The organism is Streptomyces sp. SGAir0957 (genome assembly GCF_043523415.1).
Map to the genome: position 1 here is coordinate 2,261,541 of NZ_CP027293.1, position 23,199 is coordinate 2,284,739.

Annotated in this window: 17 protein-coding genes and 1 pseudogene; 5 read left to right on the top strand and 13 right to left on the bottom strand. The window is 69.4% G+C overall.

Annotated elements, in window-relative coordinates; all coding sequences use genetic code 11:
* Window positions 1–83: 83 nt before the first annotated feature.
* Entirely contained in the window at window positions 84–1,115 is a 1,032-nt protein-coding gene (locus C1N81_RS15080; protein WP_394429334.1) for a hypothetical protein, read from the bottom strand.
* Window positions 1,116–1,179: 64 nt separating this feature from the next.
* Here C1N81_RS15080 and C1N81_RS15085 point away from each other — a divergent pair, with 64 nt between their 5' ends.
* Window positions 1,180–1,530 (top strand): PIN domain-containing protein, encoded by a 351-nt coding sequence (locus tag C1N81_RS15085; RefSeq protein ID WP_394429335.1) that lies wholly within the window; start codon window positions 1,180–1,182, stop codon window positions 1,528–1,530.
* 85 nt (window positions 1,531–1,615) lie between these two features.
* Here C1N81_RS15085 and C1N81_RS15090 read toward each other — a convergent pair whose 3' ends face one another.
* From C1N81_RS15090 to ngcE, 10 genes are all read right to left on the bottom strand, one after another.
* Window positions 1,616–3,073: an ArnT family glycosyltransferase gene (locus C1N81_RS15090; protein ID WP_394429336.1), complete on the bottom strand. Its 1,458-nt coding sequence runs from the start codon at window positions 3,071–3,073 to the stop codon at window positions 1,616–1,618.
* Entirely contained in the window at window positions 3,070–4,575 is a 1,506-nt protein-coding gene (locus C1N81_RS15095) for an amino acid permease (protein WP_394429337.1), read from the bottom strand. The genes C1N81_RS15090 and C1N81_RS15095 overlap by 4 nt, the downstream gene beginning before the upstream one ends.
* Before the next feature lie 186 nt (window positions 4,576–4,761).
* Window positions 4,762–6,690, bottom strand: a complete 1,929-nt coding sequence (dxs, locus tag C1N81_RS15100; RefSeq protein WP_394429338.1) for a 1-deoxy-D-xylulose-5-phosphate synthase — start codon at window positions 6,688–6,690, stop codon at window positions 4,762–4,764.
* 223 nt (window positions 6,691–6,913) lie between these two features.
* Window positions 6,914–8,206: a sugar ABC transporter permease gene (locus C1N81_RS15105; protein WP_394429340.1), complete on the bottom strand. Its 1,293-nt coding sequence runs from the start codon at window positions 8,204–8,206 to the stop codon at window positions 6,914–6,916.
* The gene (locus C1N81_RS15110) at window positions 8,203–8,994 is read right to left on the bottom strand and encodes an ATP-binding cassette domain-containing protein (RefSeq protein WP_394429342.1); all 792 of its coding nucleotides are present in this window, start codon (window positions 8,992–8,994) and stop codon (window positions 8,203–8,205) included. Before C1N81_RS15110 ends, C1N81_RS15105 begins: the two co-directional genes overlap by 4 nt.
* A 180-nt stretch (window positions 8,995–9,174) precedes the next feature.
* On the bottom strand, window positions 9,175–10,302 hold the full coding sequence (locus C1N81_RS15115) for a sugar ABC transporter substrate-binding protein (RefSeq protein ID WP_394429344.1): 1,128 nt from the start codon (window positions 10,300–10,302) through the stop codon (window positions 9,175–9,177).
* Window positions 10,303–10,423: 121 nt separating this feature from the next.
* Entirely contained in the window at window positions 10,424–11,623 is a 1,200-nt protein-coding gene (locus tag C1N81_RS15120; RefSeq protein WP_394429346.1) for an ROK family transcriptional regulator, read from the bottom strand.
* A gap of 219 nt (window positions 11,624–11,842) precedes the next feature.
* Window positions 11,843–12,781 carry a carbohydrate ABC transporter permease gene (locus C1N81_RS15125; protein WP_394429348.1) on the bottom strand — a complete coding sequence of 313 codons (939 nt, stop codon included), beginning with the start codon at window positions 12,779–12,781 and terminating at the stop codon, window positions 11,843–11,845.
* Window positions 12,781–13,704: a carbohydrate ABC transporter permease gene (locus tag C1N81_RS15130; protein ID WP_394429350.1), complete on the bottom strand. Its 924-nt coding sequence runs from the start codon at window positions 13,702–13,704 to the stop codon at window positions 12,781–12,783. The genes C1N81_RS15125 and C1N81_RS15130 overlap by 1 nt, the downstream gene beginning before the upstream one ends.
* 75 nt (window positions 13,705–13,779) lie before the next feature.
* Entirely contained in the window at window positions 13,780–15,231 is a 1,452-nt protein-coding gene (gene ngcE, locus C1N81_RS15135; protein ID WP_394429352.1) for an N-acetylglucosamine/diacetylchitobiose ABC transporter substrate-binding protein, read from the bottom strand.
* Window positions 15,232–16,035: 804 nt separating this feature from the next.
* Between ngcE and C1N81_RS15140 the strand changes: the two genes are divergently transcribed.
* Both C1N81_RS15140 and C1N81_RS15145 read left to right on the top strand, forming a co-directional pair.
* A complete protein-coding gene (locus C1N81_RS15140) occupies window positions 16,036–16,371 on the top strand; it encodes a hypothetical protein (protein ID WP_394429354.1) in 336 nt (111 codons plus the stop codon).
* Between the two features lie 520 nt (window positions 16,372–16,891).
* Window positions 16,892–20,725: a GH92 family glycosyl hydrolase gene (locus C1N81_RS15145; protein WP_394429356.1), complete on the top strand. Its 3,834-nt coding sequence runs from the start codon at window positions 16,892–16,894 to the stop codon at window positions 20,723–20,725.
* Window positions 20,726–20,801: 76 nt separating this feature from the next.
* On the opposite strand, the gene C1N81_RS15150 is transcribed toward C1N81_RS15145, so the two are convergent.
* Window positions 20,802–21,365: a L,D-transpeptidase family protein gene (locus C1N81_RS15150; RefSeq protein ID WP_394429357.1), complete on the bottom strand. Its 564-nt coding sequence runs from the start codon at window positions 21,363–21,365 to the stop codon at window positions 20,802–20,804.
* 349 nt (window positions 21,366–21,714) lie between these two features.
* Here C1N81_RS15150 and C1N81_RS15155 point away from each other — a divergent pair, with 349 nt between their 5' ends.
* Window positions 21,715–22,467, top strand: coding sequence for a GNAT family N-acetyltransferase (locus C1N81_RS15155; protein ID WP_394429359.1), 753 nt, complete (start codon window positions 21,715–21,717; stop codon window positions 22,465–22,467).
* A complete protein-coding gene (gene infA, locus C1N81_RS15160) occupies window positions 22,467–22,688 on the top strand; it encodes a translation initiation factor IF-1 (RefSeq protein ID WP_394429361.1) in 222 nt (73 codons plus the stop codon). The genes C1N81_RS15155 and infA overlap by 1 nt, the downstream gene beginning before the upstream one ends.
* Before the next feature lie 115 nt (window positions 22,689–22,803).
* On the opposite strand, the pseudogene C1N81_RS15165 reads toward infA, so the two are convergent.
* Window positions 22,804–23,181, bottom strand: a pseudogene (locus C1N81_RS15165) (ATP-binding protein); the annotation flags it as partial.
* Window positions 23,182–23,199: the final 18 nt, after the last annotated feature.

Consider the following 23,199-nt stretch of genomic DNA (forward strand, 5'->3'; position numbering starts at 1 on the left):
CCTTTTCCGGCGCCCGGGTCCCAAGGGACGCGGCGGGCGTCCCCGGGGGACGCGGAGGCCGTCCCCGGGGGACGCGGCGGGCGTCAGAACAGCTGGTTCCACGCCTCCATCGCCAGGCCCGGCTCGTCCTTGCGGCGGGTCAGGTGCATCCGGGGCGGGTTGCCGGGGACGTAGGTGGCCGCGACCACGCGGTCCGTCGCGTCCTTCGCCAGGGCGATCCGGGTGTCCGGGGGCAGCGCCGGGCCCGACTCCGACCACCAGGCGCCGGCCGACTCCATCTCCGTCGGGTACGCGGCGAAGGCGACACGGCCGCTGTCGGCGCGCTGGGCGAGCAGCGTGCAGTCGACGCCGTCCAGGAGGCAGCGGATCGCCGTGACGGTGCCGGGGCCCGCCGCGTCCACGAGGCGTACGGGGGCGTCGTCGCCGCGCCAGGCGTACAGGCCGCCGTCCTCGTCCGTGTAGAAGAGGGTGGTGTGCTCGGGCGAGGTGGCCAGGGCGTGCAGGGTGTCGGGGCGGGCGGTCGCCGGGCACGGCTTCTCGTCCAGGACGGGCACGGCGCCGGGCTTCTCCTGGCGCCAGCGCAGGATGGATTCGCCGGTGGCCGCGTACAGGGTGACCAGGCCCGACTCCCCGGCGACGGCGGCGAGTTCACCGCGGACGCCCTTGCCCTTGAGGTCGCGCCAGGGGCCCCAGCCGCCCTTCTCCTGCTGGCCCCTCATGCTGACGCCGCCGCCCCGGTTGCGGACGAAGACGTGGGCGCGGCCCTGCGCGTCGACGGCCACGGCGGGCGGTCCCGTGCGGTCGCCGGTCCGGTTCGGGTGGCCGATGGAGGACCAGTCGAGCGCGGCGAGGTGCGGCTGGAAGTGCGTGGAGTGGACGAGGCCCGACTCGCCCGGGGTCGTGGGGCGCCACGACACCAGGTGGACGTAGCCCGCCTGCGCCCGGGCCAGGGCGAGGACCGGGTGCAGCCGCTGGTCGCCGCCGACCCTGCGGGGGTCGCTCCAGGCGCCGCCCGGGGTGCGCTCGGTGCGGCAGAGGACCGCGTCGCCGTCGGGGGTGAACGCGTAGGCGCAGAGCCCGCCGTCGCGTCCGCGTATCAGCCAGTCACCGTTCACCGTTCCACTTTAAGTGGCGCGGGGGCGTGCCTTCGCCGCCGCCCCTGGCACGTACGGTTCGCGCATGAGGACTCTTGTGGTGGTGGACGGCGCGAACGTCGTCGGTTCGGTCCCCGACGGCTGGTGGCGCGACCGCCGCGCCGCCGCCGTACGCCTGCGGGACCGCCTCGCGGACTACGCCCGGGACCACGAGGACGAGGACGTCGTCCTGGTCGTCGAGGGCCGTGCCCGGGGCGTCGAGCCCGTCGCGGGGGTCCGGGTCGAGGAGGCGCCCGGTGAGGGCGACGACCACATCGTGGCGGTGGCGGCAGCCGCCGAGGGCCCCTGCGTGGTGGTCACGGCCGACCGGGAGCTGCGCCGGCGGGTGGAGGAGACGGGGGCGCGGTGCGTGGGCCCGCGCACGGTCTACCCGTAGTCCCTCGCGTCCCCCACAGCCGCTCGCGTACCCCACGCGTCCCTCACAGCCCCTCAGGTCCCCCCCCCACAGCCCCTCAGGCCCTTCATCCGCGCCGCACGTACACGACCGCCCCGTCCACCTCCGCGGCCACCTCGTACGGGCCCAGGAGGCCGCGCAGGGAGCGCAGGTCCTCGGCTGCGTACGGGGCGCCGCGCGCGTCGTCCACGACCAGCGCCGGGGGGCGGGAGGCGAACTCGCGGCGGAAGGTCGCCCAGGCGCCTTCCACGGCGTACTCCTCGCCCACCCCTGTGCCGTCCCGCCCGCCGCTGTAGTTCGTCAGGAGGCCCGCCGTCAGGTAGCGGCTCGCGGGGGCGCGGCCGGCCAGCCAGTACGTCTCCGGGTGTATGCCCCAGATGAGCACCGGGGCGTCCGGGGCCGTGCGGGCGCGTACGTCCCGGGCGACCGCCTCGGCGTGGGCCAGTTCGGGGCGGGGTGCCAGGGCGCCCCACGTCAGGAACAGGACGCAGGCGCACGCGCAGGTGAGCAGCGCCCTGGCGCGGCGTTCGCGGGACAGGGTGTGCAGGGCCGCCGTCCCCAGCAGGGCCAGGGCGGGGGTGAGTTGCAGGTAGTAGTGGCCGAAGAAGTGGAGGCCGCAGACCACCGCCACGCCGGACGAGGCCAGCCAGAGCCACAGGTCGGGGGCGCTCGTCCGGGCCCGGACGAGCGCGGGCAGGAATCCGGCGCAGGCCACCGCGAGGATCGCCGCGTTCGCGAGGCCCCGGCCCAGCGCGTGCAGCCCGGAGCCGGTGAGCGTCGCGTACGAGCCCGAGCCGGTGACCGTCCAGAACAGGAAGCCCGCCGGGTTCGTCACCAGCGCGGCCGCGAGGACCGGCAGCACCGCCCCGGCCGCGCAGCGCAGCACTCCCGCGCGCGGCGCCCCGGCCTTCCACAGCATCAGGGCGACCGGCACGAGCACCGCTCCCCCGGTCTGCTTGGCCAGGAAGGCGCAGGCCACGGCGGTACCGGCCGCGCCCCAGCGGCGCCGGTCCGCGCACCACACGGCCGCCGCCGTGCACGGCAGCATGAACACCTCGAACGTCGCCGCCTGCGCGTCCTCCGGGTTGAGTCCGACGGAGATCAGCAGGTACAGCACGCCCGCCGTGCGCCCGGCGGCGGCGCCCCAGCGGCGGCGGGCGATCGACGCGAGCAGCACGGCGGTGGTGAACTGGGCCGCGACCGCGCAGATCCGCACCCAGGTGAGCGAGCCGGAGCCGAAGACCGCGAACACGGCCTCGTAGAGCCACGGCACGAGCGGGGGTTTGCGGTCGACGACCGTCTCGTAGAGGGCGCCGCCGTCGGCGAGGAGGCGGGCCTGGACGGCCAGGTAGCCCTCGTCGGGGTTCCACAGCGGGTGCGCGAAGGACGGGAGGCGGGTGGCGCAGGCGAGGAGGGCGAGCAGCGGGGCGAGCCGCCGCCACGAACCGGGGGCGCGGGCCCCGGCCACGGAGGGTGGCGAGGCCCGCGCCCCGGTGAGCACGGTGGAGGGAGGGTCGGAGGTCACTTCGGGGTGCCGGCGCCCAGCTTGCTGTGCGAGCGGCCGTACACGAAGTAGAGGATCAGGCCGAGCACCATCCAGGCCAGGAACCGCAGCCAGGTCTCCACGGAGAGGTTGAGCATCAGCCACACGGACGCGGCGACCGAGGCGATGGGCAGGACGGGCACCCAGGGTGCGCGGAAGGCGCGGGGCAGGTCGGGGCGGGTGCGGCGCAGGATGATCACGCCGAGGGCGACGACGACGAAGGCGAAGAGGGTGCCGATGTTGACCAGCTTCGACAGCTCTTCGAGGGAGACGAACCCGGCGAGCAGCGCGGAGGCGATGCCCAGGATGATCGTCGAGCGGTACGGCGTACGGAACTTGGGGTGGACGTCGCTGAACACCATCGGCAGGAGTCCGTCGCGGCTCATGGCGAAGAAGACGCGGCCCTGGCCGAGCAGCAGGATCATGACGACGGTGACGAGGCCGATGATCGCGCCGAAGTTGATGAGCCCGGCCCAGAAGGGCTGGTCGATCGCCTTGAACGCGTCGGCGAGCGGGGCGTCCGCGCTGAGGGAGCTGTACTTCTGCATGCCGGTGACGACGATCGAGACGCCCACGTACAGGGCCGTGCAGATCGCGAGGGAGCCGATGATGCCGCGCGGCACGTCCTTGGCCGGGTCGACGGTCTCCTCGGCGGCGGTGGCGACGACGTCGAAGCCGATGTACGCGAAGAAGACGATCGCGGCGGCCGTGAAGATGCCCATGACGCCGAAGGCCGACGGGGTGTAGCCGAAGATCGATTCGAGGAGCGTCGCACTGAGCCCGGAACCGCCCGCGACCTCCTCCTTCGGCGGGATGAACGGCTTGTAGTTGTCGCCGACGATGTGGAAGCTGCCGACCGCGATGATGATCAGGACGACGAGGACCTTGACGGCGACGACCAACGACGTGACGTGCGCGGAGAGCTTGACGCCCGCGACCAGGACACCGGTCATCACGAGGATGAGCAGCGCGGCGGCGAGGTTGAAGCCGAACTTGCCGTCCTGGGGGCCGACGAGGAAGGCGGGCAGCGGGATGCCCCAGCTGTCCAGGAGCGACTGCACGTAGCCCGCCCAGCCGACGGCGACGGTGGCGGCGCCGAGCGCCAGCTCCAGGACGAGGTCCCAGCCGATGATCCAGGCGACGAACTCGCCGAGCGAGGCGTAGGCGAAGGTGTACGCGGATCCGGCCACCGGGACGGTGGAGGCGAACTCGGCGTAGCAGAGCGCGGCGAGCGCGCACACGATGCCCGCGACGACGAAGGCGAGGGCGACGGCGGGGCCCGCGTAGTCCTTGGCGACGGTGCCGGTGGTGACGAAGATGCCCGCGCCGATGACGACGCCGACACCGAAGACCGTGAGGTCAAGAGCGGACAGCGATTTGTTGAGCTTGTGCTCGGGCTCCTCGGTGTCCTGGATGGACTGCTCGATCGACTTCGTTCTGAACAGCCCGCTGCGTGCGCGTGGCGCGTCTGGGTTGGTGCTCACCGGCTACCTCCGTCGTCTGTCGTCTCCGACATGATTCGGACAAGTAACCGCCGACCGGCTGATCAGTCCTGCGCGTTCACGCGAAAGAGCGCCGGGCCGGACCCCCCTTTGGGTGATCCGGCCCAATGTTCGCGGCTGACCCGTCGTCGTGGCTGGTCGCGCAGTTCCCCGCGCCCCTGACGGGGCTCAGTCCCTGGCCGGTTCCATCTCCTCCTGCGCGGAGTGGTCGCGCTCGTTGCGGCCGTCGAGCTTCGCCACCAGCCCCGTGACCTGCCGGGCGATATCAGGCGCGGTGAGCCCGATCTCGGCCATGATCTCCTTGCGGGAGGCGTGGTCGAGGAACCGCGGCGGAATCCCGAAGTCCCGCAGCGGCACGTCGACGCCCGCATCCCGCAGCGCCTGCGCGATCGCCGAGCCGACCCCGCCGACGCGCGAGTTGTCCTCGACGGTCACGACGACCCGGTGGCGCTCCGCGAGCGGAGCCATCGCCTCGTCGACGGGCTTGACCCAGCGCGGGTCGACGACGGTCGTCGTGATGCCCTGCTTGTCGAGGAGGCCGGCGATCTCCAGGCACATCGGGGCGAGCGCGCCGACGGAGACGAGGAGCACGTCGGGCCGGTCGCTGCCCGGCTCGCGCAGGACGTCCATGCCGCCCACCGTGCCGACGGCCTCGACGGCGGGTCCGACGGCGCCCTTGGAGTACCGCACGACGGTCGGGGCGTCGGAGACCTGCACGGCCTCCCGCAGCTGGGCGCGGACCTGGTCGGCGTCGCGCGGCGCGGCGATGCGCAGGCCGGGGACGACCTGGAGGATCGACATGTCCCACATGCCGTTGTGCGAGGCGCCGTCGGTGCCGGTGACACCGGCCCGGTCCAGGACGAAGGTGACGCCGCACTTGTGCAGGGCCACGTCCATCAGGAGCTGGTCGAAGGCGCGGTTGAGGAAGGTCGCGTAGACGGCGAAGACGGGGTGCAGGCCACCGGCGGCGAGCCCCGCCGCGCTGGTCGCGCCGTGCTGCTCGGCGATGCCGACGTCGTAGACCCGGTCGGGGAACCTGTCCGCGAACTTCTTCAGGCCGACCGGCTGGAGCATGGCCGCGGTGATGGCGACGATGTCCTCGCGCTCCTCGCCCAGCTCGACCATCTCGTCGCCGAAGACGGAGGTCCAGTCGGCGCCGGACGCCTTGACCGGCAGGCCGGTGTCGGGGTGGATGGGGCCGATGCCGTGGAAGCGGTCCGCCTCGTCCTGGAGGGCGGGCGTGTAGCCGCGGCCCTTCTCGGTGAGGCAGTGCACGATGACGGGGCCGCCGAAGCGCTTGGCGCGGGTCAGCGCCGACTCCAGGGCCTCGATGTCGTGGCCGTCGATCGGGCCGACGTACTTCAGGCCGAGGTCCTCGAACATGCCCTGCGGGGCGATGAAGTCCTTGAGGCCCTTCTTGGCGCCGTGCAGGGTCTCGTAGAGCGGGCGGCCGACGACCGGGGTGCGCTCCAGGAGGTCCTTGCCGCGGGCCAGGAAGCGCTCGTAGCCGTCGGTGGTGCGCAGGGTCGCCAGGTGGTTGGCGAGGCCGCCGATGGTGGGCGCGTAGGAGCGCTCGTTGTCGTTCACCACGATGACGAGGGGGCGGTCCTTGGCTGCGGCGATGTTGTTCAGCGCCTCCCAGGCCATGCCGCCGGTGAGGGCTCCGTCACCGATGACGGCGACGACGTGGTCGTCCCTGTCCAGAACCTCGTTGGCCTTGGCGATGCCGTCGGCCCAGCCGAGGACGGTGGAGGCGTGCGAGTTCTCGATGACGTCGTGCTCGGACTCGGCCTGCGAGGGGTAGCCGGAGAGGCCGCCCTTCATCTTCAGCTTGGAGAAGTCCTGGCGCCCCGTGAGCAGCTTGTGCACGTAGGACTGGTGGCCGGTGTCCCACAGCACCTTGTCCTTGGGGGACTCGAAGACGCGGTGCAGGGCGATGGTCAGCTCGACGACGCCGAGGTTGGGGCCGAGGTGGCCGCCGGTCTTGGAAACCGCGTCGACGAGGAAGGTCCGGATCTCTCCTGCCAGCTGGTCCAGCTGCTCCAGGCTGAGCCGGTCCAGATCGCGCGGTCCCGTGATGCGGGTCAGCAGCGGCACCCGTGCCTCCTTGCGATAGAGCTGTGAGTAGCTGGTTGAGCTGTTCGAGTTTGCCGGGCTTGTCGAGTCTAATGTTCCGCTCCCGATCCTGGCGGGCGGGCCGGGCGTTCACCGCCGCACGTTGCGCCGACCGGCGCCCCGGCGCACAGGACAGCGCCCGGCGTCGTCCTTGACGCCGGGCGCTGTCAGCCCTGGTGAACCGGGTGAACCGGGTCGGAAGCGGTCAGGCGCGGCCGGCCGACTTCTGGGTCTTGCGGCTGATCGAGTCGATGACGACCGTGGCGAGGAGCACACCACCGGTGATCATGTACTGGATCGGGGTCTCGATGCCCTGCAGGGCCAGGCCGTACTGGATCGAGGTGATGACGAGCACACCGAGCAGCGCGTTCCAGGTGCGGCCCCGGCCGCCGAAGAGGCTGGTGCCGCCGATGACGGCCGCGGCGATGACGTTCATCAGGAGGTCACCGGCGCCGGCGCTCTGGTTGGCCGCCGCGATCTTGGAGGCCCAGAAGAGGCCGCCGACCGAGGCGAACAGGCCCGCGATGGCGAAGACCGAGATCCGCACCGCGGTGACGTTGATACCGGCACGGCGCGACGCCTCGACGCTGCCGCCGAGCGCGAAGACCTTTCGGCCGTAGGAGGTGCGGCGCAGCACGAAGTCGGAGCCGACCAGGACGATCGCGAAGAGCAGCACCGCGAGGGGCAGGCCCTTGTACTGGTTGAAGATGATCGCGACGCCGAACGCGGCGATGGCGAGCAGCACCGTGCGCAGCACGATGTCGCTGAGCGGCCGGGACGGGATGCCCGCGGCCTCGCGGCGGCGGTTGGAGAGGAACGTCGGCACGAAGTACCCGGCGACCGCGACGACGGCCAGGCCGTAGGCGGCGGCGACGTCGGAGAAGTAGTAGTTCGTGAGGTTGCCGACGACGCCTTCGCTGTCGATGTTGATCGTGCCGTTGGAGCCGAGCACCTGGAGCATGAAGCCGTTCCAGAACAGCAGGCCCGCCAGCGTCACGGCGAAGGCGGGGGCGCCGATCCGGGCGAAGAAGAAGCCGTGGATGGCTCCGATGACGGCGCCGGCCGCGAGGGCGGTGAGCACGGCCAGCCACTCGTTGACCCCGTGGGTGACGCTCATCACGGCCATGATCGCCGAGGAGACACCGGAGACGGAGCCGACCGACAGGTCGATCTCGCCGAGCAGCAGCACGAAGATGATGCCGACCGACATCATGCCCGTCGCGACCATGGCGACGAAGATGTTGTTCAGGTTCTGCGCGCCCAGGAACGCCGAGTTCAGGCTCTGGAAGATGACGCAGATGACGATGAGGCCGATGACGACGGGTATCGCGCCGAGGTCACCGCCGCGCAGCTTGCGCTTGAACTCGCCGACGTACCCCGCGAAGCCCTGCTCGCGCACGAGGAGGCGGGGGTCGACGGCGGCCACGGTGGCGCCGGCCGCCGCGGGGGCGGCGTCCACAGGGGCCTTGGTGACCTTGGTGGTCTTGTCGATGCTCACTTCTGAGCCTCCGCGTTGCTGCGCGCCGCACGACGGGTCACGGCGTTGTCCGTGGCGCCGGTGATGGCGGAGATGATCTCTTCCTGCGAGGTCGTCTTGACCTCGAACACACCGTTGTTGCGGCCGAGCCGCAGCACGGCGACCTTGTCGGCGACGGCCTTCACATCGGCCATGTTGTGGCTGATGAGGATGACCGCGTGGCCGCGCTCGCGAAGGCGCTCGACGAGGTCGAGGACCTGGGCGGTCTGCTCGACGCCCAGGGCGGCCGTCGGCTCGTCGAGGATGACCAGCTTGGGCTCGCCGAGCATGGAGCGGGCGATGGCCACCACCTGGCGCTGACCGCCGGAGAGGGAGGCGATCGGGATGCGCACGCTCGGGATGCGGATCGAGAGGGTCTCCAGGAGCTCGCGCGAGCGGCGCTCCATCTCGATCTCGTCGAGGACGCCGCGGCGCTTGATCTCGCGGCCCAGGAACAGGTTGCCGACGACATCGATGTTGTCGCAGAGCGCGAGGTCCTGGTAGACGGTCGCGATGCCCAGGTTCTGGGCGTCGTGGGGCTTGTTGACCGCGACGGCCTTGCCGTCCCACTCGATGCGGCCCTCGTCGATCGGGTGCACCCCGGCGATCGTCTTGACCAGGGTGGACTTTCCGGCACCGTTGTCGCCGACCAGGGCGACCACCTCACCGGCGTGGACCTCAAGCTCTACGTCGGTGAGCGCCTGGACGGCACCGAATCGCTTGGAGACCCCGCGCAACGCCAGCACGGGCGTAGCGGACACGTGAACCATCTCCTTCGCCGCCAAAGGCCTGACCCGGCGGGAGGTTGAACAGAAGTGAAGACTGAGGGGGGTGTTTCCGTCCGGCGCCCCGCCGTCGAGCTTGCGGGGCTGTTTGCGGCGGGGCGCCGGACGTACTCACACAGGAGCGCTACCGGAAGGGGCGCGCAAGTCCCGTGCGGGACAGGGGGTTTACTTCAGACCGATCTTCTCGCAGGCCGCCTTGTACTTGGCGGTGCAGATCTCGTCGAGGGTGTAGTAACCCTCCTTGATGACCGTGTCCTTGATGTTGTCCTGGGTCAGCGAGACGACCGGGACGATGACCGCGGGGACACCCTTCTCGGTGCCGCTGTCGACGGTGCCGGTGGCGATGGAGCTGTCCAGCTTGCCGTCCTTGGCGATCGAGACGGCCATCTTGGCGACGGTCTCGGCCTCCTGCGGGTACGACTTGAAGACGCTCATGTACTGGTCACCGGTGATGATGCGCTGCACACCGGCGAGCTCGGCGTCCTGGCCGGTGACCGGCGGGAGCTTGGAGAGGCCCGCGGACTTCAGGGCGGTGATGGAGCCGCCCGCCATGCCGTCGTTCGCGGAGTAGACGCCGGCGATCTTGTCCTTGCCGACCGCGGAGATGGCGCCTTCCATGTTGGCGTTGGCGTTCTCCGGCTTCCACTCCTTGGTGTCGTACTCCTTGGCGATCGTCACCTTGCCGTCGAGGACGGAGTGGGCGCCCTTCTTGAACTGGGCGGCGTTCGGGTCGGTGACCGCGCCGTTCATCATGACGATCTTGCTGCTCTTGGTGGCCTTGGAGCCCATGGCCTTCAGGAGCGCCTCGCCCTGGGTCTTGCCGACCTCCTCGTTGTCGAACGAGGTGTAGGCGGAGATCGGGCCCTCGGCCAGGCGGTCGTACGCGACGACGGGGATGTTCGCGTCCTTGGCCTTCTTGACGCCGCTGGCGACGGCCTTGTAGTCGACCGCGTCCAGGATCAGCACGTCGACCTTCTTGGTGATCATCGTGTCGATCTGCTGCGACTGGAGGGTCGCGTCCTGCTTGGCGTTGAGGTACTCGAGCTTGCCCTTGCCATTGGTCAGCTCGGATATCTGCTTCTCAATGATCGGCTTGTCGAACTTCTCGTAGCGCGCGGTCTGGTTCTCCGGCAGGAGCAGGCCGACGGTGATGTCGTCGCCCTTCTTGCCGGTCGAGGCCTTGTCGCCGCTGTCGTCGCCCTTGGACTCCTTGGCGGAGCCACAGGCGGCGAGCGAGACGGCCATGGCAGTGGCACAGAACGCAACGGCGGCACGACGCATACGCGTGTTCACTTCAGAAACCTCCCTGACGAGGCCGCGACGTTGCGGCCGAGGTGGCTGGAAGTCAACTCGGCCGCAACCCCAGCGTCAAGGAGTAAATCCTTAACGAGATGGCAACGGTGTCATGCGTTCTCTAAGTGAAGGCAGGTGCCACTGCGGGAACAGAGCCGTCCAAAAGGGTCGAATCGCCCATCTCGCTGAGGGCCAGGGCGAGCGCCCCGAGCACCTCCGCACGGCCGCCCAACGCCCCGGGAAGGACGGAGAGTTGGCGGGCGGCGCTGGGGATCGCGTAGCGCCCCACGGACTCCCTTATGGGCCCCAGGACCAGCTCCCCGGCCTCGGCCAGATCACCGCCGAGGACGACCCGGCTCGGGTTGAGCAAGTTGCAGAGGTTCGCCACCCCGGAGCCGATGTGCCGGCCCACGTCCGCGATCACGCGGCGGCAGCCCGGGTCCCCGTCGCGGGCGAGGCGGACCACGCCCTCCAGGGTCAGATCGGTGCCGTGGCTCGACTGGAGCAGCGGCAGGACGTACCGGGCGGCGGTGAAGGTCTCCAGGCAGCCCCGGTTGCCGCAGCGGCAGACCGGGCCCGACTCGTCCAGGGTGATGTGCCCGATCTCGCCGGCGGTGCCGCCGGGCCCCCGGTAGATCTTCCCGTCGATCACGAGCCCGGCGCCGACGCCGCTGGCGACCTTGATGTAGGCCAGGTCCTTGACGCCCCGCCCGCTGCCCCAGACCAGCTCGCCGAGGGCGCCCAGGTTGGCGTCGTTGTCGACGTGCACGGGGACGCCCAGGCGGCGGCCCAGCTCCTCCGCGGGGCGCGTCCCGGACCAGCCCGGCAGGATCGAGGTGGAGCCGAGCGTGCCGCTCTCCACGTCGATGGGGCCCGGCACGCCGAGCCCGACCCCGGCCACCTTGGCGCGGTCCACGCCGGTCGCCGCGACGAGCCGCTCCACCAGCTCCTCGGCGCGGTCGAAGCCCTGCGCGGCGCTGGCGTCCACGTCGAGCGGCTCGGACTCCTCGGCGAGCACCTGGTGGGCCAGGTTGCCGATCGCCACGCGCAGGTGCGTGTGGCCGAAGTCGACGCCGATCACGATGCCGGCGTCACCGCTGAGCGAGACGCTGCGGGCCCGGCGCCCCCCGGCCGAGGTGGGCGTGACCTCGACGGTCCCGCCGTCCTTGAGTTCCCGGACGATGTTGGAGACCGTGGCCGCGGACAGACCCGTCGTCCTCGCGATCTCCGCCTGCGTGAGCGAACCGGCGAGCCGTACGGCGCGTACGACCCGCTCCAGATTGGCCCGGTGCAGCGACGACTGCGACCCCGGAGTCTCCATTGACTCTCTCCACCTCTGCCCCTGGCCCGGATCACACCGCATGACGTCACAACGGGTGACCGACCCTTGTACAAGTTATGAACTCCAAGCTCCGCTGAAGTGCTATCTGCCGTCAAGCCCTTGACAGAAATCGGTTCCAACGGGCGTGCGCACGGGTCCGGCCCCGGAGGGCGTCCCCCCGGGGCCGGACCGTACGCGTACGGGCGGTCGCGCTCGGTGCTACTTCAGCGCCCCCGCCGTCAGGCCCTGCACGACCTGCCGCTGGAAGATGATGTACGCGGCGAGCACCGGGAGCATCGCCATGACCAGACCGGCGAAGAGCCCGGACCAGTCGCCCTTGTACCCCTGGCTGGTGGCCAGTTCGACGAGGCCCTGGGCAAGGACCCGCTTGTCGGGGTCCGTGTTCAGGACCGTCGGCAGCATGTACTGGTTCCACTGGCCGAGGAAGTTGAAGATGCCCACGCTGATCAGGCCGGGCTTGGCCATCGGCAGCATGATCTGGAAGAAGGTCCGGGTGTGCGAGGCGCCGTCGACGAAGGCGGCCTCCGCGATCGAGGTCGGCAGCGTCCGGAAGAACGACGTCAGGAAGAACACCGTGAACGGCAGCGAGTAGGCGATGTACGCCAGGATCAGTCCGGGCAGCGTGTTCAGCAGCGCCATGTTGTTCATCACATAGAACAGCGGCACCAGGGCCAGCATGATCGGGAAGCTCATGCCCGCGACGAAGAGGAAGTAGATGAACCGGTTGCCGGGGAACTCGAAGCGCGCGAGGACGTAGGCGGCCATCGAGCCGAGCACCAGCGTGCCGACGAGCGAGCAGCCGACCACGATGAGGGTGTTGGCGAAGTAGTCGCTCATGTGGGCCTGCGACCAGGCCCGGGACCAGTTCTCGAAGTGCAGCTTGTCGGGCAGCGACCATGGGGAGCTGAGGATCGAGTTGTCGTCCTTGAACGACGTCATGACCGCCCAGAGCAGCGGCAGCACCACCAGGATCGCCCAGATGATCAGGACGCCGTGCGAGAAGACGTTCAGGGTGGTGCCGGTGACGTCCCTCTCCGGACCCGGCGCGGCGTCGTGCTTGGCCACGCGCGGGCCCGGCACGCGCCCGGCGGGCCCGCCCTGCGGCTCGACGGGGGGCGGGGTGTCAGTGGTCTTCATCAGTACTCCAGCCGCTCGCGCCGGCCAAGACGCATCACGATCGCCGCGAACAGCAGCGTGACGATGAGAAGGGCGACACCGATGGTGGTCGCGTAGGCGGCGTTCGCGTCACGGAACGCCGACTGGTAGACGTACAGCGGGAGGACGGTCGTCGAGTAGTCGGGACCGCCGGGGCCCACCGTCATGATCTGCACCGCGGCGAACGCCTCGGCGCCGAGGGCGAGGATGCCCATGTAGACCCAGCCGGACTGGATGGTGTCCCAGAGCAGCGGCAGCGTGATCCGGAAGAACGTGGTGACGCGGCTGGCGCCGTCGAGCAGGGCCGCCTCGTAGAAGTCCTTGGGGATCGAGGCCATGCCCGCCGAGAAGAGGACGACGAAGAAGCCGGTCGTGCCCCAGACGAGGACCGCCATGACGGCCCACAGCGCCCAGGTCGGGTCGCCCAGCCATTCCGGCTGGAAACCGCCGAGCCCGACGGCTTTGAGCGCCGAGTTCAGCGCGCCGCCGTTGGGGTTGTAGATGAAGCGGAACAGCAGGGCGACGATGGCGATCGAGAGCACCTGCGGGAAGAAGTACGCGATCTTGTAGAAACCGGAACCGCGCACTCCGGCGATGGCGGCGCCTTTACGGCGCCGCCCGCCGACGTTGAGCATGAACGAGAAGAACAACGCGAGGCTCAGCGTCACCAACGGCAACAGCAGAACGAACATCACACTGTGCTGCAGCGATTTCCAGAAGATGTCGTCGTGCAGCATGCGCGAGTAGTTGTCGAAGCCGACCATCTTGAAGTCGGGGCTCAGACCGGTCCAGTCGGTGAACGAGTAGTAGATCGACTGGATGAACGGCCAGATGACGAAGATGGCGTACAAAGCCAGCGGGGCCACCAAAAAACCCACTATGAAGCGGTACTTGCCGTGTTGCATGGTTACCGACCCCGATCGCTGTGCGGGTGCCGCCGTTGATGACGTGTGCGCACGTGCCGCTCTTCCGCTTGTCGCTTACTGGTGCTTGTAGTGCTTGATCGACTGGTCCTTGGCCGCCGCGTCGGCGAAGCCCTGGATCTTCTTGATGGCCTCGGCCGGGGTGAGGCGCCCCGCCATCATCTCGCCGAGACCGGCGACACCGATCTGCTCCTTCTGGAGCTTGACGTACCAGTCCTGCATCCGCGGGTTGACGACGTTGTCGCCGGCCTTCTCCAGGGCCGCCACACCGGACTTGAGGCCGGGGGTCAGCTCGATGCCGTCGGTGCCGCCGTTGAAGGCCGACAGCGACTTGACCTGGCTGGTGAAGTTCTTCGACGAGGCCTCGCTGAGCATGATGCGCAGCTGCTCCATGCCGCCCTCGACGTTGGCCGCCTTGGCGGGCACGATGTAGGGCTCGCCGCCGGAGGCCCAGATGGTACCGAAGGGCATCTTGTCGCTCTTGTCGAGGCCGGACGGGGCGCCGACGGAGAGCTTGAAGTCGGCGGGGATGACCTTCGCCGACTCGTTCTCCACCCACGAACCGTTCGGGATGAACAGCGCCTTGCCCTTGGCCCACTCGGTCTGCGACTGGATGTGGTCGATGCCGGGCGTGCCCTTGAGGATGTAGCCCTTGGCGTACAGCTCGTAGTACGCGTCGAAGGCGGCCTTGACGGCCGGGTGCTTCCAGGCGTTCGGCTCCAGGTTGTCGATCGCGTCGAGGACGTCGCGACCACCGATCTTCGCGATGAACGGGTAGAGCGAGAACGGCAGGTAGTACGGGTACTTGCCCGCGTACGTCCAGCCGGCGATGCCCTTCTTCTTCGCCTTGGCGCACAGCGCGAGCATGTCGTCCCAGGTCTCCGGGTACGTCGCGTCGAGCTTCGCCAGGTTGGTCTCGGAGTACCAGACGCCGTAGACCGTGTACGCGTAGTACATGATCCAGACCGGGTCGCCGTCGAACTGGCCCATCTCGACGATGCCCGGGCGCAGCGTGTCGCGGACCTTCTTGTTCGGGTCGTCGACCGAGGGCGCGTCGAGCAGCGGCGTCAGGTCGGCGAGCTGCTTCTTGCCGACGAGGACGCCCATGTCCATCTGCTCGGCGCCGGAGTTGTCGATCAGGTCCGGCGGGGTGCCGCCGTTGAACTTGGGCTGCAGCTCGGACTGGATCTTCTGGGTCGAGTGGAAGGTGACCTTGGCCTTCGGGAACGCCTTCGTGTAGGCGGCGTTGGCGTCGGTCGCGTACTTCGTGCCGAAGCCGCCGTCGAAGATGACGACGGACAGACCCGCGCTCTCGTTGACCGCCAGCGGGTTGGCCTTGGACTTCGTACCCTTCTCGACCTTGTCGTCGGAGCCGCTGTCGCCGCTCGCGCACGCCGAGAGGAAGCCCATCGACGGGACGGCGATCAGGCCGAGCGCCGCGGACCGCTTGATCAGATCGCGACGGTTGGTGCCGGCACCGGTGTTGTTCGCGTCGGAAGTGGATCCCATGCTCAAGTCCTCGCCTTCTCCAGGACTCAGGCGGTGAACCGGATCCTCCCCGGCACCGCGGTGATGTGCTGTGTCGTGCCGGGACCGAATCCCGGGCCCCGGGGCGGTAAAAGCGTCTCCGGAACGAACGCGTCCGGAAATACTCCGTCCCGAGGGAACGCAATTGGAGCTGGATGGTGCGGAAAGTTCCGGGACCGAGCCGTGAACGGCCGGGGCGGACGCCGACAGGTATAGTCCACTCTCTGTGAGCTGGGCAAGATCGAATGCAGGTTTGGGCGTCGGTCTTTTCCGAGTTGAGACCTCCCGGAAATAAGCCGCAGGCCGGTAGAAGTCGATCTTCTCAACTCCCTTGCCTACAAAGGATGTAGCGGTACGCCCCCGGCCCGAAGCCGTGAACGCGTCCAGGCGGGGAGGAGGGGCGCGAAAGCGCGTGAGTCGGGCGATGTGCGGTGCCCTGCGTTCGGAATGTGAACGAACACCCGGAGCGGGGCGCGCCTTTCGGCCACTTCCCGGTCCGGCACGCGCCCGGTCCCGTGCGCCCGGCCTATGCCAAGCGCAACCGTTGCGCCCCCGCCGGGGCTGTTCGCGGGCGGCGCCATGGGCGTACGCTTCGTGTCAGTCCGTGGACAGAGCGTCGCCGTGAGCGCGGTGCCGCGCGTCCGGCGATCACTCGGGCCCGAGGATGCCCCTACGCCAGCGGCTGTCTTCGCGGGGAATTCGCTCCCGCTCCATAAGCGCCGCCGTGCTCATCCTTCACCGGGCTCCCGCCTCCCGCCGGACGGCGCATTGCCACTGGGACTCGCCATGCGCAACAACTACTTCGTCGACGAACTCCTCCTCATCACTCCCCTCCACAAGCAGGCCGGCGTCCGTCTGTTCGGCCAGGTGGTCGGCGCCCACAAGGCGTCCCTCGCGGTCGCCGTGGCCGAGCACAGCCGCACCCACGACGAGGTCACGGTGGACCTGACCCAGGTGAACTACCTGGCCAACGGCGCCCTCGAAACGCTCGTCGCGCTAGCCCGCAGCCTCACCCCGCCGCAGCGGCTGCGCGTCCTGACCTGTCCGGGGCTGCGCGTGCAGGAGCGGCTCGCCGCGGAGGGCTGGGACCAGATCGACACGCTCTGGGTGGTCCGGGTGTGACCACCTGCCCCGCCTGGCGACTGTGACCGCCACCCGTCCCGCCTGGCCGCTGTGACCACCGGTCCCGCCTGGCGACTGTGACCGCCACCCGTCCCGCCTGGCCGCTGTGACCACCGGTCCCGCCTGGCGACTGTGACCGCCACCCGTCCCGCCTGGCCGCTGTGACCACCACCCACCGCCTGGCCGCTGTGACCACCGGTCCCGCCTGGCGAATGTGACCACCGGTCCCGCCTGGCGACTGTGACGACCCGTCCCGCCCGGCCGCCGCGACCACCGGTCCCGCCTGGCCGCTGTGACCACCCCTCCCGCCTGGCCGCCCGCGACCACCCGCCCCGCCTGGTGACTGTGACCACCCACCCCGCCTGGCCGCCGCGATGACCCGCCCCACCTGGGCCTACCTGGCCCCACCTGATACGACGACACACGCAACACCCTTGACACCGCTTGCCACTTAGCTCCCTACTGGACGTTGCGCAGCGAACTGACAACGTTGTCGACAGCGCCGGGAGGGTGCACATCCATGCAGGGCAGATCGATCCGGTCCAGCCGGGCCAGACACAGATACGCCGCGACCGCGGCCCTGGGGGCGGCCACGCTCGTACTGACGGCGGTCGGCCAGGGGGCCGCGTCGGCCGCACAGGCCCACAAGCCCCGTCCCGCCAAGGAGTTCAGCTCCTCCTTCGAGGACGGCCAGCCGGCCCCGGACTGGCTGAACACGGTCGACACCGCCAAGGACGGCTCCAAGCGCTCCAGCGGTGTCGACGGCGGCTACAGCGGCGGCATCCCGGGCAATGTCAACGCCCATGTCACCGAGGTCCGCGCCAGCGGCGAGAACTCCGGCGGCGGTGAGACCAAGGAGAACCTCGTCGACGGCGAGTCGACCAGCAAGTGGCTGGCGTTCACGCCGACCGCCTGGGTCGAGTACGACCTCGACGAGCCGGCCAAGGTCACCAAGTACGCGCTGACCTCCGCCAACGACCACGCCGAGCGGGACCCGAAGGACTGGACGCTCAAGGGCTCCGCCGACGGCAAGGAGTGGACGACCCTCGACACACGCTCCGGTGAGACGTTCGGCGAGCGGTTCCAGACGAAGACGTACGCGATAGCCGACCCGGCCGCGTACGCGCATTTCCGGATCGAGTTCACGAAGAACAACGGTGCGGGCGACGCCACCCAGCTCGCCGACCTCCAGCTCTCGACCGGCGACGACCAGGCCCCCACGCCCGAGGACATGCTCTCGCTCGTGGACCGCGGCCCCAGCGGCTCCCCGACCGCCAAGGCCGGCGCGGGCTTCACCGGCAAGCGCGCGCTGCGCTACGCCGGTACGCACAAGGCCGACGGGCGCGCGTACTCGTACAACAAGGTCTTCGACGTCGACGTGGCGGTGCAGCGCGACACCGAGCTGTCGTACAAGGTCTTCCCGCAGATGGCGGACAAGGACCTCGACTACGACGCCACGAACGTCTCCGTCGACCTCGCCTTCACCGACGGCACCTACCTGAGCGGCCTCAAGGCGGTCGACTCCTACGGCGGGCTCATGACGCCGCAGGGCCAGGGCGCCGCCAAGCGGCTCTACGTGAACCAGTGGAACGCGGTGAAGTCCTCCATCGGCTCGGTCGCCGCGGGCAAGACGATCGACCGCATCCTGGTCGCGTACGACTCGCCGAAGGGCCCGGCGAAGTTCCGCGGCTGGGTCGACGACATCAGCGTCGCGCGCGCCGAACCGGTCCGCCCCAAGGCGCATCTGAGCGACTACGCGTCCACGACCCGCGGCACGAACTCCAGCGGCGGCTTCTCCCGGGGCAACACCTTCCCGGCGACGGCCGTCCCGCACGGCTTCAACTTCTGGACGCCGGTGACCAACGCCGGCTCGCTCAGCTGGCTGTACGACTACGCGCGGGACAACAACGCCGACAACCTCCCGACCATGGAGGCGCTGGCCGCGAGCCACGAGCCGAGCCCGTGGATGGGTGACCGCCAGACGTTCCAGATGATGCCGTCGGCCGCCGCCACGGTGGACACGTCCCGCACCGGCCGCGCGCTCCCCTTCAAGCACGAGAACGAGACGGCGAAGCCGTACTACTACGGCGTCACGTTCGAGAACGGCGTCAAGGCGGAGATGGCGCCGACCGACCACGCCGCCGCGCTGCGCTTCAGCTACCCCGGCAAGGACGCGAGCGTCGTCTTCGACAACGCCTCCGAGCAGGGCGGTCTGACCCTCGACAAGGACAACGGGGTCGTCACCGGCTACTCGGACGTGAAGTCGGGCCTGTCGACGGGCGCCACCCGCCTGTTCGTCTACGGCGTCTTCGACAAGCCCGTCAAGGACGCGGCGTCCTCCGGCGTGAAGGGCCACTTCACCTTCGACGCGGGCAAGGACCGCACGGTGACGCTGCGCCTGGCGACCTCGCTCATCAGCATCGACCAGGCCAAGGACAACCTGGCGCAGGAGCTTCCGCAGAAGAAGTCCTTCACCTCGGTGCGCAACGCGGCGCGTGCGCAGTGGGACACGCTGATGAACAAGGTGGAGGTGGAGGGCGCGACGGAGGACCAGCGCACCTCGCTCTACTCGTCCCTCTACCGCCTGTACCTGTACCCGAACTCGGGCTTCGAGAAGGTCGGCAAGAAGTACCTGTACGCCTCGCCGTTCACCGCGATGACCGGCCCCGACACCCCGACCCACACGGGCGCGAAGATCGTCGAGGGCAAGCCGTACGTCAACAACGGCTTCTGGGACACCTACCGGACGACGTGGCCCGCGTACTCGCTGCTCACGCCGGAGAAGGCCGGTGAGCTGGTCGACGGGTTCGTGCAGCAGTACAAGGACGGCGGCTGGATCTCCCGCTGGTCCTCGCCCGGCTACGCGGACCTGATGACGGGTACGTCGTCGGACGTCGCGTTCGCCGACGCGTACGTCAAGGGTGTCGACTTCGACGCCGAGGACGCGTACAAGGCGGCCGTGAAGAACGCGACCGTGGTGCCGCCGCAGTCGGGTGTGGGCCGCAAGGGCATGGAGACCTCGCCCTTCCTCGGCTACACCAGCACCGACACGCACGAGGGCCTCTCCTGGGCGCTTGAGGGCTACCTCAACGACTACGGCATCGCGCAGATGGGCCAGGCGCTCTACAAGAAGACCGGGAAGAAGCAGTACAAGGAGGAGTCCGAGTACTTCCTCAACCGCGCCCGCGACTACGTCAACATGTTCGACGACAAGGCGGCGGGCACCGGCTTCTTCCAGGGCAAGACCGCCAAGGGCGACTGGCGCGTGGCCTCCGACAAGTTCAACCCCGCGATCTGGGGCTACGACTACACGGAGACCAACGCCTGGGGCTACGCCTTCACGGCCGTCCAGGACAGCAAGGGCCTCGCGAACCTCTACGGAGGCAAGAACGGCCTGGCGAACAAGCTCGACACGTACTTCAACACCACCGAGACCGGCGCGGCGGACGTGGCGGGCTCGTACGGCGGTGTCATCCACGAGATGACGGAAGCGCGTGATGTCCGCATGGGCATGTACGGCCACTCCAACCAGGTCGCGCACCACGTCACGTACATGTACGACGCGGCGGGCCAGCCGTGGAAGACGCAGGAGAAGGTCCGCGAGGTCCTCTCCCGCCTCTACACCGGCAGCGAGATCGGCCAGGGCTACCACGGCGACGAGGACAACGGCGAGCAGTCGGCCTGGTACCTCTTCTCCTCGATGGGCTTCTACCCGCTCGTCATGGGCAGCGGCGAATACGCCATCGGCTCCCCGCAGTTCACGAAGATGACGCTGCACCTGGACCACGGCAAGAAGCTCGTCATCAAGGCGCCCAAGAACAGCGCGCAGAACATCTACGTGCAGGGCGTCAAGGTCAACGGCAAGGCGTGGAACAAGACGTCGCTGCCGCACTCGGTCGTCGCCAAGGGCGGCACGATCGAGTTCGCGATGGGCTCGAAGCCGTCGAGTTGGGGCACCGGCAAGGACGCGGCGCCCGTCTCGATCACGCAGGACGACAAGGTGCCGTCGCCGCGCAAGGACGCCATCACCGGTTCTGGCGCGCTGTTCGACAACTCGTCGGCTACGAGTGCGAGTGCGGAGTCGGTCGATCTGCCGGTCGGCGCCGAGGGCACGAAGGCGGTTCAGTACACGCTGACTTCGGCCGACAAGGCGTCCGCCCCGACGGCCTGGAAGCTTGAGGCGTCGGTGGACGGCACGTCCTGGAAGACGGTGGACCAGCGGTCCGGCGAGTCCTTCAGCTGGGACAAGCAGACGCGAGCCTTTACGGTGCCGAAGCCGGGCTCGTACAAGCAGTACCGGCTCGTGTTCACGGGCGGGGCCGCGACGGTGGCGGAGGTCGAGCTGCTGTCGTAGTGCGGTGAGGTGACCGAAGTCGCGGGCGGACGTGGAGGGTTCACGTCCGCCCGCGGCGGTTGGTCGGAGTGGGGCGTCAGTTCGTCACCACGAGCTTCTTCGGGAACCCGAGGGCCTTGCCGCGCTTGTAGAGGTCCTTGATGTCCGAGGGCTTCAGCTTGATGCAGCCGGCGGACTTGTAGTCGCTGTTGCCGTCCCAGCGCCAGCGCTCGTCGCGGCGGTCCTCTCCGCCGTTCTTCGTCATCTCGCTGTGGATGAACAGGTCGGTCCTGACCGTCCGGCCGTTCTTGCACGTGGCGTTGTTGAGGTGGAACGCGTACCCCTTGATCTTGTCGCGGTCGAGTGTCTTGTACCACTTGTTGATCTTGTAGGTCTTGGTGGGCAGCCAGCCCCGCAGGCTGGCGCACTCGTCCCTGGAGACGCCGGAGCCGGCGCGGTACTTCTTGATCACCTTGTCCGGCCCGGAGACGCTCTTCATCAGCGACAGCGTGGAGTTGGTGTTGGTGCTCTTGTTGAACTTCAGGTAGTAGGACGAGGCCGCGGCCGGTTGCGCCTGGGCGGGCGCCGTCGCCGTGGTCGCGAGTCCGCCGACGATGGTGGCGGCGAGGAGTACGGGGGCGAGACGTGTTCGGGTGTTCATGGGTGCTCCGATCTGCACTGGTGAGCGTGTGGCTCCGGCGGTCTGTCGGGGCTGGACCAGAGCTTTGCGAGCCGCCGTGAGTACCGGCAATGGTTCACCGCAGTCCCGGACAGTCCGCGAACGTCCGGGCAGGTCAGCCGCGTGTCCCGGACAGGGGTCCCGCCCGCTTAATTCGGTGGACGGGCGCCGTCCCAGCGTTTACTGTCTGGCCTGAACCGTGAACTGACCTAGGAGGTGGGACCCATGAACGCAGTACGCACGTGGGTGCTCTCCTCTTCTTCACGGTGGGGCGGATGACATAGGTCGCCGGGAGCGCCTGGAACACGGCACTCCTGAAAGGCAGAGACCTATGGATCCAACGGACAACAATGAGTGGCAGGCGCTGGAGGACGGCCGGGTGGTCGGCCGGGCCCAGGCGTGGAAGCGGCACGACGGCCGTCTTTTCGTCAGCATCGACTCCTGGCGCGACGCGACCTTCGACCAGCTCGCCGACACCATGCTCGCCGACCTTCCCAGGCCGCTCCACACGATGGTCGACGCGGCCGATATCGCCCTGAGGGCACGGTGGGAACGGCTCGGCTTCACGGCCGGGCGCGGTGAATGGGTGTACCGGGCGCCCACCGACCCGGAGATCACGGGCCTTGGCTCGGCGCAAGCCCCGGCGGGCGTGACCGTCCTCCCCCTCGGGGCGGCGGAGAAGGACCCACTGCGGGTGCTGGACCGCGCCGTCAGGGACGAAGTGGGGGCGACCGTGGGCTGGCAGGAGATGCCGGCCGAGGTGCTGCCCCGCCTCGACGACGCGACTGTGGTCGACCCGACCAAGTACGCGGTGGCTGAGGAGGACGGCGGCCGGTACGTGGGGCTCGTGCGGGTGGCGCCGGTCCCCCGGCAGCCGCGCATCGGCCTCATCGCCGTCCTTGCCGACCGGCAGCGGCGGGGCATCGGGCGGGCGCTGCTCGCCGAGGTGCTGAATCCTTTGCATTGGGCGGGAGTTCGCGCCGCCACCGCCGAGGTCAGCCATTCCAACGCGGCCGCCGCCGCGCTTTTCGACAGCGTCGGCGCGGAGCGCGTCGGCAGCAACCTGGAGGTCGTACTCACCTGATGCCCAAGACCAACCCCGGAATCGAGATCGAGGGCACCGTCGTGGAGTGCCTGCGCAACGCCACGTTCCAGGTGGAACTGGAGAACGGCCACAAAGTGCTCGCGCACATCAGCGGGAAGATCCGGAAAAACTACATCAAGGTTCTGCCGTTCGACCGCGTGCGCGTGGAGCTGAGCCCGTATGACCTGACTCGGGGCCGGATCATCTACCGGTACCGGTAACCGCGTCGAGCACGTCGAAGGTCAGGTCGCGCAGATCGTCGGAGACGCCCGTCCGCGTGGCCTGCCAGGCGGCGAGTCGGTCCGCCGCGTTCCGGAGTGAGCGGGTCTCGATCTCGCACCACACCACCTTGCCGGGGTCCCGCTCCCCTACGCCCCACCTGTCGGCCAGCGCCGTCACCAGGAGCAGGCCCCGGCCCCCTTCGGCGTCGGCCGCCGGGCTCGGCACGGCGGGGGCGCCGTCGCCGCTGTCGTGGACCTCCAAGCGGACCCCGTACGCGAATGGCTGCACCCGGAGGAGGAAGCCCCGGCCGGGCGGGACGCCGTGCAGCAACGCGTTTGTGGCGAGTTCGCTGACGCAGAGCAGGATGTCGTCCGCGCGGTCCTTGACGCCCCAGTCGTGTAGCGCGGCCCGGGTGAAATCGCGGGCTGCGGGGACGGATTGGCGTTCGCGGCGGTACGTGCGCTCGCGGGATTCGTGGTTCACGCGAGCGATGGTTGCGCAGAGTGATTG